The following is a 15,992-nucleotide window of genomic DNA, read 5'->3' as shown; positions in this document are numbered from 1 at the left end:
TCGCCGTCATCGGGCCGGCAATTGCACCGCAGTCGCACTGACCCATGATGGGGTGGATATCTGCCGCGGCCTGCAAAATAGCCGGACCATAGGCGGCGTGAAAAGATCAGGAAGCCAAGGCGGCGATCAGCGAAACGAGGTGCGCGATGCCCCGTCCGTGGGAAGCCGACCCGAACGCCGCTCTTCGCAGGCGCCTGGGGAAGTCTTCGCAGGAACTCGGCCATACGACTGCCAGTCGGGACTGCCTTGATATCTGGGAACTCTCCAACGGAGACATCGCCATTATCGGTCGCGACCTCACCGAATCGTACAGAAATCGACTCCCCGACGGAGTAAGTCTCTCGCGCGACGAGCGTCTCGTGGTCATCCCCAGAAGCCAGCTCATTTCGGCAAAACAGGATATACCAGATGCTTGATGATCTAATTGGACAGCAGTCGGAGAATCTCAGCGCCGACGGATACCTCGCCGACTTCTGGCCGTACTTCCGGAGCATGGAAGGGGTGTTCTGGAAACTCGAATGCCGCCAGTCGTTCAGGGAGCCGCGTAATCCCAGCTGGCAGGCCCTGGACCGGGGAGACTGGCACGAGGCGCTGCGCATCATCGACGAGACCGCGGAGGAGATCCAGGCTCCCGTCCTGGAGGCCCCGGGCTTCCCGATGCGCCGGGTTCGCCTGGTGGCGCGGCCGTACACTCCCTATCTGCGGTGGGAGCTGCACTTCATCCGGCTGAGAGCAGAAGCGGGCGAGCGGATCCGGGTCCTTGACTCCGGGGTGCTGGAGGATCGGGCGATGCCTGAGCTGGTCATCCTGGGATCGTCGGTGATGTACGAGGTTCTCTACGACGAGAGCGGAACCCTCAGCGGCGCCCGTAAGTTCCTGGGCTTCGAAGTGATCGAGTCATGCTGGCACGAGGTGGACAAGCTGTACGCCCGCGGGGAGGATCTCCTCGCCTTCCTGGAACGAGACCGGGCCGCACTCCCTCCCCCGCTGCAGGACGGGTGATGCGGGGTCGGCGCACGCTCACCAGAATGGCCGGCGGCGGCCGCCGCTTCCTCACCATCACACTGCTTCTCATCACGGTTCTGCTGAGCGCGGGAACCCGGCGGGAACGACACCAGATCCTTGACGACGTCTACCGGACGGTCCCCGCCCCGTCCCGAGACGCGCCTCGCTCCGGCTCGGAGAACTCTCCTGTCACCGTCTCGGCGACGAAGCGCCTCACTCGCCCGACAAACCGGCTCTTCCTGCTCCTCGGGCTGCTGGCCGCCGCAGCAGCCGCGCTATGGCATCTCACTGGCAAGTGCTCCGACGTGGTGGGCGATAGCGCGGTCTCCTTCAAGGGATCCGCGGCGGGCACCCGTCACGGGTGCCCCACCGAGGGGTCGCCAAGGGGATCGTCGAGGTGGACCGTCGATCACGGGCGGCGCGGGGCGGGTGTAACTTGAGGGGCATGAGTATCGGGCGTGCTACCGCTGGGGTGTCCGCCGCGACGCTGACGACCCTGGCTGGTCTGCATGTTGCCTGGGGCCTGGGTTCGTCGTGGCCGCTGCCCGACCGGGAATCCCTCGCCGACGCGGTGGCCGGCACCACGTCCCTGCCCGGCCGGGGGGCGTGCTTCGCCGTCGCGGGCGCCCTGGGGACCGCCGCCCTCCTGGTCACGGGCCGGCCCCGGCGTACCCCGGCACTGTCCCGTATCGGCGCGGCCGGTGTCGCGGGCGTACTCGCTCTGCGCGGCGCGGCCGGGCTCTCGGGCCGTACGGACCTGCTGTCCCCGGGATCGGACTCGCCCCGCTTCCGCCGCCTCGACCGCATCGCCTACTCGCCGCTGTGCCTGGCGCTGGCGGCCTCGGCCGCGGTCGCCGCCGGGTCGCGCGGACGTTGGGGGAAGTAGCGGCCCGGCCGGAGAACACCGTCTCCTCCATCGCCCGGCTACTGGGTGTCAGCCGCTCCACGATCTACAAGTACGTTCCCGAACTCGAGACGGGCCGCCCTGCCGTCGAACAGCCAAGGGCGCGAGCCAAGCTGGGAGCGGGCTGCGCGAAGGTGACCGGGACCAGGCGAAGCCCGGTCACGCGCTCGCCAGGAAGTCGAGGACGGCCCGCCCTGCGCCGAGTTGCTCAGTGGTGAGCTGCTTGAGTTCGCTGGGCAGCGCCGAGGGGGCGGTGGAGTCCGGCATGATCGTCGGCTCGATCGGCATCTCGGGGTGCTGGTGCTTGGTGGGGTCGTGCTCGTCAGGGTCCTCCCAAGCCCCGGCCTCCTTCATGATCTCCTGCAAGATCTCGACCGCCTGCCGCATCCGCTTCAGATTGCGGTCCGACAGGACGCGGCCCGCCATGGACTCTGCGTGATCTCCGGACTACAGGCGCCGGAGGGAGCCCCGGAGAAAGTTCCCGGCGTTCTTACGACATTGAGGAACCGGAGGTTCCACAAGCGTCTGTAGCGTTCGGGACATGGAAACACACACCCTGCGGGGATTCGCCACCGTCAGCTTCTTCGCCGATGACCTCGCGGCGGCGCAGAAGTGGTACACCGAGCTGCTGGGCATCGAGCCCTACTTCCAGCGTCCGGTCGAGGGGCCTCCGGCGTACATCGAGTTTCGCGTCGGGGACTACCAGCACGAGCTGGGACTGATCGACAGCAGGTACGCGCCCGGCGGTCCGGGCGGCGAGCCGGGTGGGGCTGTCCTGTTCTGGCACGTGGACGATGTGGAGGCGACGCTCGATCGGCTCCTGACCATGGGGGCCAAGGAGTACGAGCCGCTCACGGTTCGTGGGGCGGGGTTCGTCACGGCCTCCGTGGTCGATCCGTTCGGGAACGTCCTCGGAATCATGTACAACCCGCACTATGTGGAAATCCTGGACGCGATCAACAAGGCGTGACACGCACCGCCCGGCCATGCGGCGCCGGCCCCTGACGACACCCGCTGCCCCGAAGGCGACGGCCCCAGGGAGAACCTGATGGGCGCCTCCACCGCAGCACGGCCGGGCGTCCGCTGTGACTATCCGGCACGGAGAGGATCAAAACATGAAGGCAGGCGTGGACGTGGCCGACGGGATTGTTTTCGAGGACGCCGCGGAGTGGGAGGGCTGGCTGGCCGACCACTGGGAGACGCATACGAGTGCGTGGTTGAAGATCGCCAAGAAGGGGGCCGGGCGGGTTTCGGTGACGTCGTCGGACGCGCTTGATGTCGCCTTGTGTTACGGGTGGATCGATGGCCAGCGCAAATCCTGTGACGCTGCGTATTTCCTGCAGAGGTACTCACGTCGGCGCCCGAAGAGCTCGTGGTCGAAAGTGAACGTGGGCAAAGTTGAGGCGCTGGTCGCCGCCGGGCGGATGCGGGGGCCTGGTCTCGCGGAGGTCGAGGCCGCCCAGGCGGACGGGCGGTGGGACGCCGCCTATGACTCGCAGAAGAACGCCACCGTGCCGGCTGATCTCGCGGAGGCGCTGGAACGCAGTGAGCCCGCGAGAGTCTTCTTCGAGTCCCTCAGCCGGACGGCGCGATATGCCGAGCTCCTGAACCTCATGAAAGCGAGGACACCGGAAGGCCGCGCCGTCCGTCTGAAGAAGATGGTCGCCAAGATGGAAGCGGGAGAAGGAACGGCGAGCCAGGCGGGGTGACGCGAGGGCGCAGTCCCTCCGAGCGGGCAGGGCCAGGGTCAGCGGCCCGGCGGGCGGACCGACAGCGCGTGGTGGAAGACGTCGCGGGGGTCCCAGCGGCCCTTCACGCGCTGGAGGCGGGCGTAGTTGTCGCCGTAGTAGATCGTGGACCACGGCACGCCGGAGGTGTTCCACTTCGGGTCGGCGTGGTCGATGTCCGGGTAGTTGATGTACGCGCCGCCGCAGTTGCCGCCGGGCACCGGCACTCCCCCGGTGCTCTCGAATGTCCGCCGGTGGAACCGGCGTACCCATTCCAGGTGCGCCTTGCCGTCCTGGGTCTCGTCCCAGGCGGCCAGGTGGATCACCTTGAGGATCGACTCGCGCTCCACCGTGGCGGTCGCGGCCGGGTCCACGGTGTTGACCTGCCCGCCGTACGAGAGGATCCACAGCAGGCCGCTGGAGGAGAGGTCGCCGGCGGTGCCGAGGTGGTCGAAGGCGACGTCGGCCTGCTCGTCCGTGAAGCGCCTGCGCAGGTAGGCCGACTTGCCCTTGTACCGGCCCGACTCCTCCTCCTCGCCGAGTAACAGGGTGCGCGCCGCGTGGAACCACGGATCGCGCTGGAACGGCGGGACGAACACCTTGGGCGTGACGCCCTCTGCGACGGCGGCGAAGTAGTCGCCCAGTAACCGCTCGGCGTCGGGCACGGCCGCGTCGATCTGACAGGGCAGGATCATCCCGCCGGGATCCGCGCCCGCCTTGCGCCCGGGGATCAGCAGCGAGCCCCACAGGGAGGCGTACGGAGTCCCCGGGGCGCTGTTGCGCTCGTGCCACTCGCCGTGGTTGCGCAGCAGCCTGCGGAACGACTCCTTGGTCATGCCGTCCCACGACCAGATGGCCACGCCGGACAGCACGGTGGCGGGCGGCTTGGGCAGCAGCTTCGACGGGTCGTTCCCCTTGGCCTTCGGGTCGCGCATCCAGTAGCGGGTGACGACGCCGAAGTTCCCGCCGCCGCCGCCGGTATGCGCCCACCACAGGTCGTGGTTCGGGTCGGAAGGGTTCCTGGTGGCCACCACGGCGCGGGCCCGGCCCGAGCGGTCGACCACCACGACCTCCACGGCGTGCAGGTAGTCGACCGTGAGGCCGTCGCGCCGGGAGAGCGGGCCGTACCCGCCGCCCGCGATGTGGCCTCCGGCGGCCACGCCCCCGCACTGGCCGCCGGGGATGGTGACTCCCCAGCCGAGGTAGAGCTTGCGGTAGGTCTGCATCAGGGTGGCGCCGGCCTCGATGGCGAACGCGCCGCGCTTCTCGTCGAAGTAGACCTCCGACATCTCGCACATGTCGATGACGACCTGCGCGCCTTCGCCGACGAAGTTCTCGTAGCAGTGGCCGCCGCTGCGGACGGTGACGCGCCGGTTCGCGCGGACCGCGTCGCCGACCGCTTTGACGACCTGCTCGGTGGAGCCGACCAGGTGGAAGTACTCCGGCTCCGGGCGGAAGCGCTGGTTGGTCCTGCGGACCGCCAGGTCCTCGTAGCGCGGGTCGCCCGGGCGCACGACGACGGGGCCGAGCGGCGGCGGCCCCCCGGCCCCGGCCGAGGGGCCCGCCGCGAGGAGTCCTGTCGTCATCGCTCCTCCGCCGAGCGCCGCCGTGCCGCCGATGAGTGCCCGGCGGGTGACCTCACTCATGATCCACAACCCCCTGGTGTGTGTCGGGAAGTCCGTCCTCTCCGACGATAGGAAGGCGGCCACGGCGGGAGAATGCACCCAGGTGCAGATCGGGGGTGTAGGTACCTACACCGTGAGGGTTTCCGTGTCGGAAAGCCTAGTCTTGACAACTTGGAAAGTCAGGGAGACTCTTTCCGGTATGGAAACAAACGAGAGCTTCGAGCGTCCCTCCCCCACCGAGGCCGCCGCCGCGCTGGAGGCGGTCCAGCAGGCCCGCGCCGCCGGGCACAAGCCGATCCCCGCCTGGTTCTTCCCGGCCTGCGGCCTGCTGATGGCCGTCGCCCTGGCCCTCCAGGCGCTGGACGAGTTCGTCAGCCTGGCGTTGGTCGCCGTGTTAGTGGCGGGCTACGTGGTGACCGAGCGCGTCTACAACAAGCAGGTCGACCGGTCCGGGATCGCGCCGCGGAACCTCACGGACGGCCAGCAGCTGGTCCTCGTGACGCCCCTGGCCGCGATCTGGGTCGCCGCCGAGATCCTCGACGCCCGAGGGGACTGGATCTGGGTGGTCGCCGCCGTGGTGGGCGGAGGCTGGACGATCGGGTACGGACTCGTCCACAACCGGCGGGCGCGGACCCCGGCATGACGGTCACCGACAACGTCGAGGACGGTTTCGACGCCACCATCCACGCGCCGAACCGGCTGCGGATCTGCGCGCTGCTGGAGGCGGCGGAGCAGGTCGAGTTCAGCCTGGTGCGGGACCGGCTGGGGGTCAGCGACTCGGTGCTGAGCAAGCACGTCAGCGTGCTGATGGAGGCCGGATACGTCAAGCAGGTCAAGGCCGTACGCGAGACCCGGCAGCGCGTCTGGCTCTCCCTCACCAGGTCCGGGCGCGCCGCGTACCACGCCCATGTGGCGGCCCTGCGCGCCATCGTCGGAGAGTAGCGCCTTCAGGTCCGGTTCAACCGGAAGACCCCGACCAGGACGCGCAGCACCAGGATCGAGCTGATGACCAGCAGGTTGTACCCGATCAGCTGGTACAGGCTGATGATCCCGGCCATCGCCCAGGGGCCGCCGTCCGTGCCGAGCAGCACCACGCCCATGATCCCGGCCGTGGCCCCCAGCACCGTCAGCAGCACCTGGTGCAGCAGCCCGGTGACGAAGCGCCGATCCCGCTCGTCCGCCAGCAGCCGGACGTTCATCGAGAAGCGGCCGTGTTCGGCCGCGCTGGCGATCCGCTCGATCCGCCGGGGCAGCCGCCGCAGCATCGGCAGCAGCGTGGCGATCTCGTGGGTGACCGCGTCCTTCACCGACGTGGTGTCGAGCTTTTCGGCCAGGTAGCCGCCGGCGAACGCGCGGGCCTCGCCGATGAGGTTGAAGCCGGGCGCCAGGGTGACGAGAGTACCCTCCAGGGTGGCCAGCGCCCGGAAGACGGCCGCCACCTCGGGCGGGACGGACAGGCCGTACTCGGTGACGATCCTGAACAGGTCGGTGAACATCTGGACGCTGGCCGCGCCCGGGGCCAGGTGCCTGGCCATGAACTGCCCCATGGCCCGTTCCAGGGCCGCCTCGTCGATCTCCTCCGGCCGGGGCACGACCTCCAGCAGCGCGTCGGTGACCCCGAGCGGGTCCTGGCGGTTCATCGCGATCAGGAAGCGCTGCAGGGCGGCGCGCACGGAGCTGTCGAGGCGGCCGACGGAACCGAAGTCGAGCAGGCCGAGGGTGCCGTCGCTGAGCAGCATGATGTTGCCGGGGTGCGGGTCGGCGTGGAAGACGCCTTCGAGCAGGATCTGGCGTAGCAGGCAGTCGAGCAGCGTGCGGGCCAGTTCGGGGCCCTGCTCGCGGGTCGCGCCGGACAGCGGGCCGCCGGTCAGGCGCTGCATGACGAGGACGCGTTCGGTGCACAGCTCGACATGCGGGGCGGGGTAGGTGACAGTGCCGGAGGCGGCGACGGCGGCCATGTTCCCGGCTTCGATCCTGAAGTCGAGCTCTTCGCGGATGGCGGTGGCGAAGCCCTCGGCCAGGTCGCGCAGGCCGAGCGCGCGGCCCCACCGGGTCCTGGTCTCCAGGGTGTGCGCGAGCCTGGCGACGATGTCGAGGTCGCGGGCGACGACGGCGCGGATGGCGGGCCGCTGGACCTTGACCACGACGTCCTCGCCGGTGTGCAGGCGGGCGGTGTGCGCCTGGGCGATGGAGGCGGCGGCCAGCGGGCGGCGGTCGAACGCGGCGAAGACCTCGTCGACGGGGCCGCCGAGTTCGGCGGTGAGGACCCGCTCGATCTGCTCCCAGGGTGCGGGGGCGACGTGGTCCTGCAGCTTGCCGAGCTCGTCGACGAATTCGGCGGGCAGCAGGTCGCGGCGGGTGGACAGCACCTGGCCGAGTTTCACGAAGGTGACGCCGCCGTCGTCGAGGGCGGCGCGCAGCGAGCGTGCCAGCCGTACCCGGCCGCTCTGGTCGTCGAGGCGGTCGCCGCGGCCGCGCAGGTACGGCCCGAGGCCGTGCCTGAAGGCGATGCGGGTGATCTGGGAGTAGCGGCGGGCTCTGGACATCCGGCCGCGCAGGGAGCGGGCGAACTCGATCGGGCCGGGGATGGAGCCCGGCGGCACCAGCGCCTCGGCGACCACCAGGATGACCATGGGGATCAGCACCACGCACATGACCACGAGCACGAGCACCCACAGCGGGCCCATGCCGGGGTTGCCCTCGGAGCCGGTGTCCTTGAACGACATCATCACGGGCTCCAGCAGCGGCCCGGCCAGGCTGAACGCCATCAAGGCGGCCACGGCGGTGCGCACGACGCCGAACCTGACGCCCAGCAGCCGCCGCGCCGCCACGGCCAGCGCGACGATCATCGTGAAGACGCCGAACGACAGGCTCAGAGCGAGGGAGATGTCCATAACGACCTCAGGGGAAGGGAGCATGGGCGGTTTTGATCATCCCATGCTCCCTCGGGGGTTCTAACGTGCGGCTTCGGCGCGAGCCCTGCGCTCCTCGCGGCGGGTGACGAACCTGGCGGCCGAGGTCTCGAGCCTCTCCAGGAAGGCGGCGAGCTCGTCGCGGGCCTTCTCGCCCTCGCCGTCGAGGCCGGTCTTGTCGAAGACCGACCACTGGCGCAGCACCGGCATGAGCACGTCGTCGAGGTGCAGGCGCAGGTCGTAGATGCCCTCGTTGGCGATGATCATGGCCTTGCGGGTGAAGCCCTCGATGGTGTTGCCGGGCATCTGGAACGTGGTCACCACGTCGGTGATCGCCCGCATGGTCTGGTTCGGGTCGAGCTCGAAGGCCGCCTTGAGCAGGTTGCGGTAGAACAGCATGTGCAGGTTCTCGTCGGCGGCGATCTTGGCGAGCAGCCGCTCGCAGTTGGGGTCGCCGGAGGCCTTGCCCGTGTTGCGGTGCGCGATGCGGGTCGCCAGCTCCTGGAAGGAGACGTAGGCGAGCTGCCCGAGCATCGTGTCGTACTCGGTGGTGAAACCGCCCTCCATGTGCACCATCCGGGCGCGCTCCAGCGCGACCGGGTCGACGGCGCGGGTGACGGTCAGGTAGTCGCGGATCGCGGTGCCGTGCCTGCCCTCCTCGGCGGTCCACCGGTGCACCCAGGTGCCCCACGCGCCGTCACGGCCGAACGTCGTGGCGATCTCGTGGTGGTAGCTGGGGAGGTTGTCCTCGGTCAGCAGGTTGACGATGAGCGAGACGCGCGCGGCTTCGGGGATGGTCGAGTCGGAGTCCTGCCAGGCCTCACCCTCGAAGATCCCGTCGTAGTCGCGCCCCTGGCTCCACGGGACGTACTCATGGGGGAACCATTCCTTCGCCACCTTGAGGTGGCGGTCGAGCTCCCCGGCGACCACGGGCTCGAGCTCGTGCAGCAGTTCCGTCTGACTCATGACCATACAGATCTTCTCCTCTAGGTTACGCAACCGTAGGTTACGGTACCGCAGGTAGATTACGACCACTTGACCAGGTCGTTAGGCTGGGGAACATGCGTCCCAGCGTGCGAGGGGTCCTGCTCGACGAGGAGGATCGACTGGTCGTCTTCCGGCGGACCGTGCCGGGCAGGGACCTCTACTGGTCGATCCCCGGCGGGCACGTCGAACCCGGCGACGGCGGCCTGGAGGACACCCTGCGCCGGGAGCTCATGGAGGAACTCGGCGCCGCCGTCACCGACGTCACCCCCCTGACCACCCTGCGCTACGACCTGCGCGGCGAAACCAAGATCCAGCACGTGTACGGCTGCCGCCTCGTCTCCATGGACCCCGCCCTGCGCAGCGGCCCCGAGCTCGACGACCCGTCCCGCGGCCTCTACGAGGTGGTACGGCTCCCGCTGGACCGTTCCGAGATCACCTCCAGGCGCGTGGTCCCGGAGGTCATGGCCGACTACCTGACCGAGCACATCACCGCCCTGCCCCACCTCATCCCGGGCAATCCCCCCGACGCCGAAGACACCTGAGCGAACGGGTCATGGCCGCTTGTCCTGCATCTCCCACAAGTGGTCGAGGACGTGCCAGGTGAGGCGTCTGGTGGCGTAGCGGGGAGCCCATTCGCCCTTGCCGACCTGGCCCGACCAGGGCCTGGACAGGATCGCGGCGAGCTCGGCGCGCATCGCGTCGCGGTCGGCGGCCGACTCGTACGGCGGGTGGCGGACGCCCAGCTTGCGGGCGTAGGAGCGTTCCGCCTCGTGGACGTGGTTCACCATCTTGGTGCGGTCGCGCCCACCGCCCCGGGGCCCCTTGCGCAGTTCCTCGGGACTGGCCGCCGCAGTCTCGTCGAACAGCGCCCAGGCGGCCTCCAGCAGGGCGACGTCGCGGCGGGCGGTCTCGGCGGTCATCGGTGCGGTGTCGGCGAGCGGCATCGCCTCGGGGGCGCCGAAGTCGGTGGTCGGGCCGCCCTTCACCCGTTCCACCACCACCGGGTCCCCCGGCTCGAAGTCCAGCCCGGCCCGCGAGGCCACCACCCGGTACCGGGGCGCGTAGTCCATCAGCCTGCCGATCGCGAGTTCCTCGGACTTGTCGACGCGGCACCAGCCGGGCCAGTCCAGCGAGCAGGCGAAGACCTTCTTCGGGCCGAGCTCCAGGTAGATGCGGTTCATGAGAGCCAGCCTCGCAGCCATACCTGACACCCGCCGTCAGCTACACGAGGTCGAGGAGGTCGGCCACCGACTCCACGATCAGGGACGGGCGGTAGGGGAAGCGGTCGATCTGGTCGCGGCGGGTCACGCCGGTCAGCACGAGGATCGTGTAGAGCCCGGCCTCCATTCCGGCGACGATGTCGGTGTCCATCCGGTCGCCGATCATGGCGGTGGTCTCGCTGTGACCCTCGATGGCGTTGAGCGCGCGGCGCATCATCATGGGGTTGGGCTTGCCGACGAAGTACGGCTCGACGCCGGTCGCCTTGGAGATCATCGCGGCGACCGCCCCGCAGGCGGGCAGCGACCCCTCGGTGGACGGCCCGACGGGGTCGGGGTTGGTGGCGATGAAGCGGGCGCCGCCCTCGATGAGCCTGATGGCCTTGGTCACCTGCGTGAAGCTGTAGGTCCGGGTCTCGCCGAGCACCACGTAGTCGGGCTGCAGGTCGGTCAGGATGTAGCCCGCCTCGTGCAGGGCAGTGGTCAGGCCCGCCTCGCCGAGCACGTACGCCGAGCCGCCCGGCCGCTGGTCGTCGAGGAACTGGGCGGTGGACATGGCGGAGGTCCAGATCGAGTCGGACGGCACCTCCAGGCCCGCCGCGCGCAGCCGTACGGCGAGGTCGCGCGGGGTGTAGATGGAGTTGTTGGTGAGCACCCTGAAGTTCTTGCCCGAGTCGCGCAGGCGCCGGACGAACGCGTCGGCCCCGGGCACCGGCATACCCTCGTGGACGAGGACGCCGTCCATGTCCGACAACCAGGTTTCGATCACCTTACGCTCTGTCACCGCTTCATCCTACAAATGCCTACTTGTCCACCAGGTCAGCGGCATGCGAAGAATGTCCTTCATGGAGCTTCTCGAATCCGCGCAGGACATGCGGGACGACCTCGTCCGCCTCAGGCACTCGTTGCACAGCACACCGGAGATCGGCCTGCACCTGCCGGTCACGCAGGAGAAGGTGCTGGCGGCGCTCGACGGGCTGCCGCTGGAGATCAGCACGGGCGACTCGCTCAGCTCGGTCACGGCGGTGCTGCGGGGCGGTACGAAGGGCCCGGCCGTGCTGCTGCGGGGGGACATGGACGCGCTGCCGGTCACCGAGCGCAACGCGCTGCCGTACATCTCCCGGCACGCCGGGTCGATGCACGCGTGCGGGCACGACCTGCACACCGCGATGCTGGCGGGGGCCGCGCACCTGCTGGCCGCGCGCCGGCAGGAGCTGGCGGGGGACGTGGTGTTCATGTTCCAGCCGGGCGAGGAGGGGTTCGACGGCGCCAAGCACATGATCGGCGAGGGCGTGCTGGAGGCCGCGGGCGAGCGGGAGGTGGCGGCGTACGGCATGCACGTGGTCTCCGCGATGGTGCCGCCCGGCCATTTCTTCTCCCGCGGCGGCCCGATCATGGCGGCGGCCGACATGTTCCTGGTCACGGTGAAGGGGCGCGGCGGGCACGGCTCGACGCCGCACCGGGCGCTGGACCCGATCCCGGCGGCCTGCGAGATGGTCACCGCGCTACAGAACCTCGTCACCCGCGCCTTCGACGTCTTCGACCCGGTCGTGATCACGGTGGGCAGCTTCCACGCGGGGACCGCCGACAACATCATCCCGGACGACGCGCACTTCGAGGCGACGATCAGGACGTTCAGCGAGTCGACCAGGTCGCGGGTCAAGGAGCGGGTGGTCGCCCTCGTCCAGGGCATCGCGGCCGCGCACGGCCTGGAGGTGGAGGCGTCCTTCGGGACGGGGTACCCGGTGACGGTCAACGACGGCGACGAGGCGGCCTTCGCGGGCGCGCGGATCGACGAGCTGTTCGGCGCGGGCCGGTTCTTCGTCGCGCCGCAGCCGGTGATGGGCTCGGAGGACTTCTCCTACGTGCTGGAGCGGGTGCCGGGCGCGTTCGTCTTCCTCGGCGCCTGCCCGCCGGACCTCGACCCGGTCACCGCGCCCTACAACCACTCCCCCGAGGCGCGCTTCGACGACTCCGTGCTGCCGGACGGCGCCGCCCTGTACGCCTCGCTCGCGCTGTCGCGCCTGGCGGCCCGCACGCCGGACTACACCTCGATGACGACGTCCCCGAGCGGCAGCCTGCCCTGAGGGATGGCCGGCCTGCCCGGCGGGACCGGCGCCGCACGGCCCAGGGAGATGGCCGTGCGGACCCGCCACGGCGGCGCGAGTCCCGCGAGCCGCCGGGCCTCGTCGGCGTTGGCCGAGGGGAAGAAGGAGGCGGGGCAGCTTCCGAGGCCGAGGGCGTGCGCGGCGAGCATGATGGTCTGCGCCGCCCGCCCCGCGTCGAACTCGGCGTCCTCCCGGCTCAGCGTCCCGTCCACCGCGAGCAGGATCGCCAGCGGAGCCCCGGCCAGGTGGCCCGCGTAGGCGCCGAGCCGGCTCAGCTCGCGCAGCAGCCCGCGCTCGCGGACCACCGCGAAGCGCCACGGCTGCCGGTTGCGGGCCGAGCCGGTCCAGCGGGCGGCCTCCAGGATCGCCGTCAGGCTCTCGTCCGGCACCGGGTCGGGGGTGAACCACCGGGTCGCCCTGAGCCCGGCGAGGGTGTCCAGCATCTCGCGCATGGCATCGAGGTCTAGCACACGGCCGTCCCTAGGCTGGTGGGTACCACCGCCGAAGGAGCTGATCGACATCGAACGCACGCTGATCGACGGCAGGCCCGCCACGGCCGCGGACGTGCACCTGGTCACCGACGCCCGGTACGGGCACTTCACCGCCGTCCAGGCCCGCGGCGGCCGGGTGCGCGGCCTGGCCCTGCACCTCGACCGGCTGACCACGGCCGACAAGGAGCTGTTCGGGCGCGAACTCGACCGCGACCTGGTCCTCGACTCGATCAGGACGGTCCTGGCGGGCGCCGCCGACGCGAGCGTCCGGGTGTACCTCACCCAGGCGTGCGTGCTCACCACGGCGCGCCCGCCGAAGGACGTCGCGAAGACGCCGCGGAACGTCAGGACGGAGATGTACCAGCGCTTCCTGCCGCACATCAAGCACACCGGCGGCTTCCCGCAGGCCTACCTGGGCCTCCGCGCCGCGGCCGAGGGGTACGACGAGGTGCTGTTCACCGCCGGGGACGGCAGGATCTCGGAGGGCTCGATCACCAACGTGGGCTGCTTCGACGGGACGCGGGTGATCTGGCCGGAGGCGCCCATGTTGCGCGGCATCACCATGGCGCTCATGGAGGAGGGGCTGGACCGGGCGGGCGTGCCGTACGAGCACAGGGTGCTGAAGGATCTGCGGGGGTTCGAGGTGGTGTTCCTCACCAACTCGCACGGCGTGGTGCCGGTCGGCCGGGTCGACGGCGTGACGCTGCGGGTGGACGAGCGGGCCGTGCGCCGCCTGATCGACTGCTATGAGAGCACGCCGTGGGAGCAGGTCTGATACGCGCATCACGGGCATCCGTCTCGGCGACATACCCTCAATGGACTACCAGCGCCACCTGTTCCAGGAGCGCACCGTGCGCAGCGTCACCGCGAACACGCGGACCGGCGGACGGGCCGATCTGGACCTGGCGATCGCGCGTCCCCCGGAGGTGACGATCACTCCCTACCCGTTCGGCGCGGCGGAACGGGCCCTGGCCGATCTCGCGCATGGCCAGGTCAAGGGTGCCGCTGTCCTGCTCATGGAGGAAGGCGCTGAGCGCCACATGTGAGGCGATGAAGGAAAGTTACATTAGCCTCACAACCTCTGGAGATTATTGACGAAGCTTGGGCGTGCTCATAGGGTCCGGACAACCCCCGATCCATCCGGACCATTTGAGAAGCCCCCCACGGAGCGGTTTATGAAGCGACTAGCAGCTGTAGTGGCCGTGCTCGGTCTCGCCACTGCCACGGCGTGCAGCAGCAGCACCGGCAACACCGACAAGACCGCCTCCGGCGGTGGCGGTGGCGGTGGCGGCCTGTTCACCACGATCGACGTGAACCGGCCGGGCATCGATCCGGCGGCCCCGGCCAACCCGTACAACCCCAAGGGGAACGCCTTCCCGGGGTACACGACGATGAAGATCGGCTGGGTGGTCAACCACCTGACCGACCCCAACAAGGGCCTGCCCGGTATGGCGGCCAGTTGGGACCTCGCGCCGGACAACTCCTCGATCACGCTGAAGTTGCAGCCGAACGCCAAGTGGTCGGACGGCAAGCCGGTCACCGCCGAGGACGTCAAGCTGTCGATCGCCCTGGCGTACACGCAGGGCAGCACCGCCTTCGCCGTCACCCCCGGCGCGGCCGGAGCCGCCGCCGACGTGACCGTCGTCGACGAGAAGACGATCAAGATCTCGCAGGACACCAGCAACCCCAGCCCCAAGTTCGCGCGCGGTGTGCTCGACACCACGGTGCTGCCCGCGCACGTGTGGAGCGCCGCGGTGCCCGCCACCATCTGGGACACCATCAAGACCGCCCGCGGCGACGGCCCCGAGGCCGAGAAGGCCCGTGAGGAGATCACCGCGCTGGGCCAGAAGGTCATCGCCTTCGCCCCCGCCAAGGACGTCGCGGGCGGCCCCTTCGTGCTGGAGCGGGTCAACCCCGGCGAGGCGCTCCTGGTGAAGAACAAGCACTTCTTCAACGTCGCCAACGTCGCTCCCGACCAGGTGAAGTTCCTCAACTACACCGGCAACGAGCAGATCTGGAACTACCTCACCCAGGGCAAGCTCGACCACTCCGGCTTCGTCGCCGCCCCGACCGACGTGATGAACCGCATCAAGGCGGCTCCGGGCAGCGAGGTCATCAAGGGCTACTCCCCGGTGGCCGTGAGCATGGCCTTCAACCAGAGCAAGAAGCCGTACGACAACGTGCACGTGCGCAGGGGCCTCGCCCACCTGATCGACCGTGCCGAGGTCACCAAGGTCGCCTCGCCCGAAGGCGGCATCCCGGCCGTCACCACCACCGGCATCCACCAGAAGGCCGCGAACGCCTGGATCCCGGACACGCTGCCGAAGCTGGAGCCGTACGCGGTCGACGCGGCCAAGGCCGAGGCCGAGTTCAAGCAGGCGGGCCTGTCCAAGAAGGACGGCAAGTGGACGCTCGCCGACGGCTCGCCGTGGAAGGTCTCCATGCACGCGCCGGCCGGCTTCTCCGACTGGCTGTCGGCCCAGGAGAACATCAAGAGCCAGCTGATCAAGGCCGGCATCGACGCCGAGGTCGTGACCACCGCCGACTACCCGGTCTACCTGGAGGAACTGGCGGCCGGCAAGTACGACGTGGGCTTCTGGCTGGTCGCCCTCGGCCCCGCCCCGTACGACATCTTCCAGCGTCTGTACGGCGCCAGCAACGGCTGGGCCAACGTCGGCGGCAAGGTCAAGCACTCCGCCGCCGGCAAGAACGGCAACTGGATGGGCAGCCCCGAGCAGGTCGAGGTCGACGGCGCCAAGATCAACCCCGGTGAGCTCACCGGCAAGCTGAACTCGGTCGGCGGCGACGAGGCCAAGCCGATCATGGCCCAGCTGGCCACGGCCGCCAACCAGGACCTGCCGGTCATCCAGCTCTGGGACTACGTCAACAACCAGTTCGTCAACAACAGCCGCTTCACCGGCTGGCCCCACGACGACGAGATCCTTCGCCTCGGAACCGGCGTCCTCCCCTCGGGCGTCTGGATCCAGCAGGGTCTGGTCAAGAGGAAGCAGTAACC

At 69.7% G+C, this 15,992-nt stretch carries 19 protein-coding genes; 12 read left to right on the top strand and 7 right to left on the bottom strand.

Features of this window, described 5'->3' with window-relative positions:
- Positions 1-146: 146 nt before the first annotated feature.
- The 3 genes from ABZ911_RS11510 (at position 147) to ABZ911_RS11500 (ending at position 1,891) form a co-directional block, all read left to right on the top strand.
- On the top strand, positions 147-416 hold the full coding sequence (locus tag ABZ911_RS11510; RefSeq protein WP_358054434.1) for a hypothetical protein: 270 nt from the start codon (positions 147-149) through the stop codon (positions 414-416).
- Complete coding sequence (locus ABZ911_RS11505; protein ID WP_358054433.1) at positions 409-1,002, top strand: DUF6879 family protein; 594 nt, start codon at positions 409-411, stop codon at positions 1,000-1,002. Before ABZ911_RS11510 ends, ABZ911_RS11505 begins: the two co-directional genes overlap by 8 nt.
- 448 nt (positions 1,003-1,450) lie before the next feature.
- On the top strand, positions 1,451-1,891 hold the full coding sequence (locus ABZ911_RS11500; protein WP_358054432.1) for a DUF3995 domain-containing protein: 441 nt from the start codon (positions 1,451-1,453) through the stop codon (positions 1,889-1,891).
- Positions 1,892-2,068: 177 nt separating this feature from the next.
- Here the strand turns inward: ABZ911_RS11500 and ABZ911_RS11495 are convergent, their stop codons facing one another.
- On the bottom strand, positions 2,069-2,335 hold the full coding sequence (locus ABZ911_RS11495) for a hypothetical protein (protein WP_358054431.1): 267 nt from the start codon (positions 2,333-2,335) through the stop codon (positions 2,069-2,071).
- 115 nt (positions 2,336-2,450) lie between these two features.
- Here ABZ911_RS11495 and ABZ911_RS11490 point away from each other — a divergent pair, with 115 nt between their 5' ends.
- Together ABZ911_RS11490 and ABZ911_RS11485 are read left to right on the top strand one after the other, a co-directional pair.
- Entirely contained in the window at positions 2,451-2,879 is a 429-nt protein-coding gene (locus ABZ911_RS11490) for a VOC family protein (RefSeq protein ID WP_358054430.1), read from the top strand.
- A gap of 145 nt (positions 2,880-3,024) precedes the next feature.
- Positions 3,025-3,618: a YdeI/OmpD-associated family protein gene (locus ABZ911_RS11485; protein ID WP_358054429.1), complete on the top strand. Its 594-nt coding sequence runs from the start codon at positions 3,025-3,027 to the stop codon at positions 3,616-3,618.
- 38 nt (positions 3,619-3,656) lie between these two features.
- On the opposite strand, the gene ABZ911_RS11480 is transcribed toward ABZ911_RS11485, so the two are convergent.
- Entirely contained in the window at positions 3,657-5,282 is a 1,626-nt protein-coding gene (locus ABZ911_RS11480; protein WP_358054428.1) for an FAD-binding protein, read from the bottom strand.
- Between the two features lie 178 nt (positions 5,283-5,460).
- Between ABZ911_RS11480 and ABZ911_RS11475 the strand changes: the two genes are divergently transcribed.
- Together ABZ911_RS11475 and ABZ911_RS11470 are read left to right on the top strand one after the other, a co-directional pair.
- Positions 5,461-5,904, top strand: a complete 444-nt coding sequence (locus ABZ911_RS11475; RefSeq protein WP_358054427.1) for a hypothetical protein — start codon at positions 5,461-5,463, stop codon at positions 5,902-5,904.
- Positions 5,901-6,203, top strand: a complete 303-nt coding sequence (locus ABZ911_RS11470; protein WP_358054426.1) for a transcriptional regulator — start codon at positions 5,901-5,903, stop codon at positions 6,201-6,203. Before ABZ911_RS11475 ends, ABZ911_RS11470 begins: the two co-directional genes overlap by 4 nt.
- 5 nt (positions 6,204-6,208) lie before the next feature.
- Here ABZ911_RS11470 and ABZ911_RS11465 read toward each other — a convergent pair whose 3' ends face one another.
- Both ABZ911_RS11465 and ABZ911_RS11460 read right to left on the bottom strand, forming a co-directional pair.
- Complete coding sequence (locus ABZ911_RS11465) at positions 6,209-8,155, bottom strand: AarF/UbiB family protein (protein WP_358054425.1); 1,947 nt, start codon at positions 8,153-8,155, stop codon at positions 6,209-6,211.
- A gap of 60 nt (positions 8,156-8,215) precedes the next feature.
- On the bottom strand, positions 8,216-9,139 hold the full coding sequence (locus ABZ911_RS11460; protein ID WP_358054424.1) for an acyl-ACP desaturase: 924 nt from the start codon (positions 9,137-9,139) through the stop codon (positions 8,216-8,218).
- Between the two features lie 95 nt (positions 9,140-9,234).
- On the opposite strand from ABZ911_RS11460, the gene ABZ911_RS11455 reads away from it, so the two are divergent.
- Positions 9,235-9,702, top strand: a complete 468-nt coding sequence (locus ABZ911_RS11455; protein WP_358054423.1) for an NUDIX hydrolase — start codon at positions 9,235-9,237, stop codon at positions 9,700-9,702.
- Between the two features lie 9 nt (positions 9,703-9,711).
- On the opposite strand, the gene ABZ911_RS11450 is transcribed toward ABZ911_RS11455, so the two are convergent.
- Positions 9,712-10,341, bottom strand: a complete 630-nt coding sequence (locus ABZ911_RS11450) for a hypothetical protein (RefSeq protein WP_358054422.1) — start codon at positions 10,339-10,341, stop codon at positions 9,712-9,714.
- A gap of 40 nt (positions 10,342-10,381) precedes the next feature.
- The gene (locus tag ABZ911_RS11445) at positions 10,382-11,161 is read right to left on the bottom strand and encodes an HAD-IIA family hydrolase (RefSeq protein ID WP_358054421.1); all 780 of its coding nucleotides are present in this window, start codon (positions 11,159-11,161) and stop codon (positions 10,382-10,384) included.
- A gap of 61 nt (positions 11,162-11,222) precedes the next feature.
- Here ABZ911_RS11445 and ABZ911_RS11440 point away from each other — a divergent pair, with 61 nt between their 5' ends.
- Positions 11,223-12,464 carry a M20 family metallopeptidase gene (locus tag ABZ911_RS11440; protein WP_358054420.1) on the top strand — a complete coding sequence of 414 codons (1,242 nt, stop codon included), beginning with the start codon at positions 11,223-11,225 and terminating at the stop codon, positions 12,462-12,464.
- On the opposite strand, the gene ABZ911_RS11435 is transcribed toward ABZ911_RS11440, so the two are convergent.
- Positions 12,422-12,955 (bottom strand): nitroreductase family protein, encoded by a 534-nt coding sequence (locus ABZ911_RS11435; protein WP_358054419.1) that lies wholly within the window; start codon positions 12,953-12,955, stop codon positions 12,422-12,424. The genes ABZ911_RS11440 and ABZ911_RS11435 overlap by 43 nt on opposite strands.
- Here ABZ911_RS11435 and ABZ911_RS11430 point away from each other — a divergent pair.
- The 3 genes from ABZ911_RS11430 to ABZ911_RS11420 all read left to right on the top strand — a co-directional run bounded on the left by ABZ911_RS11430 (position 12,936) and on the right by ABZ911_RS11420 (position 15,990).
- Positions 12,936-13,751, top strand: a complete 816-nt coding sequence (locus ABZ911_RS11430; RefSeq protein ID WP_358054418.1) for an aminotransferase class IV — start codon at positions 12,936-12,938, stop codon at positions 13,749-13,751. The two genes, ABZ911_RS11435 and ABZ911_RS11430, sit on opposite strands and share 20 nt — an antisense overlap.
- A gap of 40 nt (positions 13,752-13,791) precedes the next feature.
- On the top strand, positions 13,792-14,022 hold the full coding sequence (locus ABZ911_RS11425; RefSeq protein WP_358054417.1) for a hypothetical protein: 231 nt from the start codon (positions 13,792-13,794) through the stop codon (positions 14,020-14,022).
- Between the two features lie 129 nt (positions 14,023-14,151).
- Entirely contained in the window at positions 14,152-15,990 is a 1,839-nt protein-coding gene (locus tag ABZ911_RS11420) for an ABC transporter substrate-binding protein (protein WP_358054416.1), read from the top strand.
- The last annotated feature ends 2 nt before the right edge of the window (positions 15,991-15,992 follow it).

Origin of the sequence: Nonomuraea sp. NPDC046570 (genome assembly GCF_040645915.1) — a bacterium.
In the GTDB taxonomy this organism is placed as follows: domain Bacteria; phylum Actinomycetota; class Actinomycetes; order Streptosporangiales; family Streptosporangiaceae; genus Nonomuraea.
This window is presented reverse-complemented; position numbering and strand designations above follow the sequence as displayed.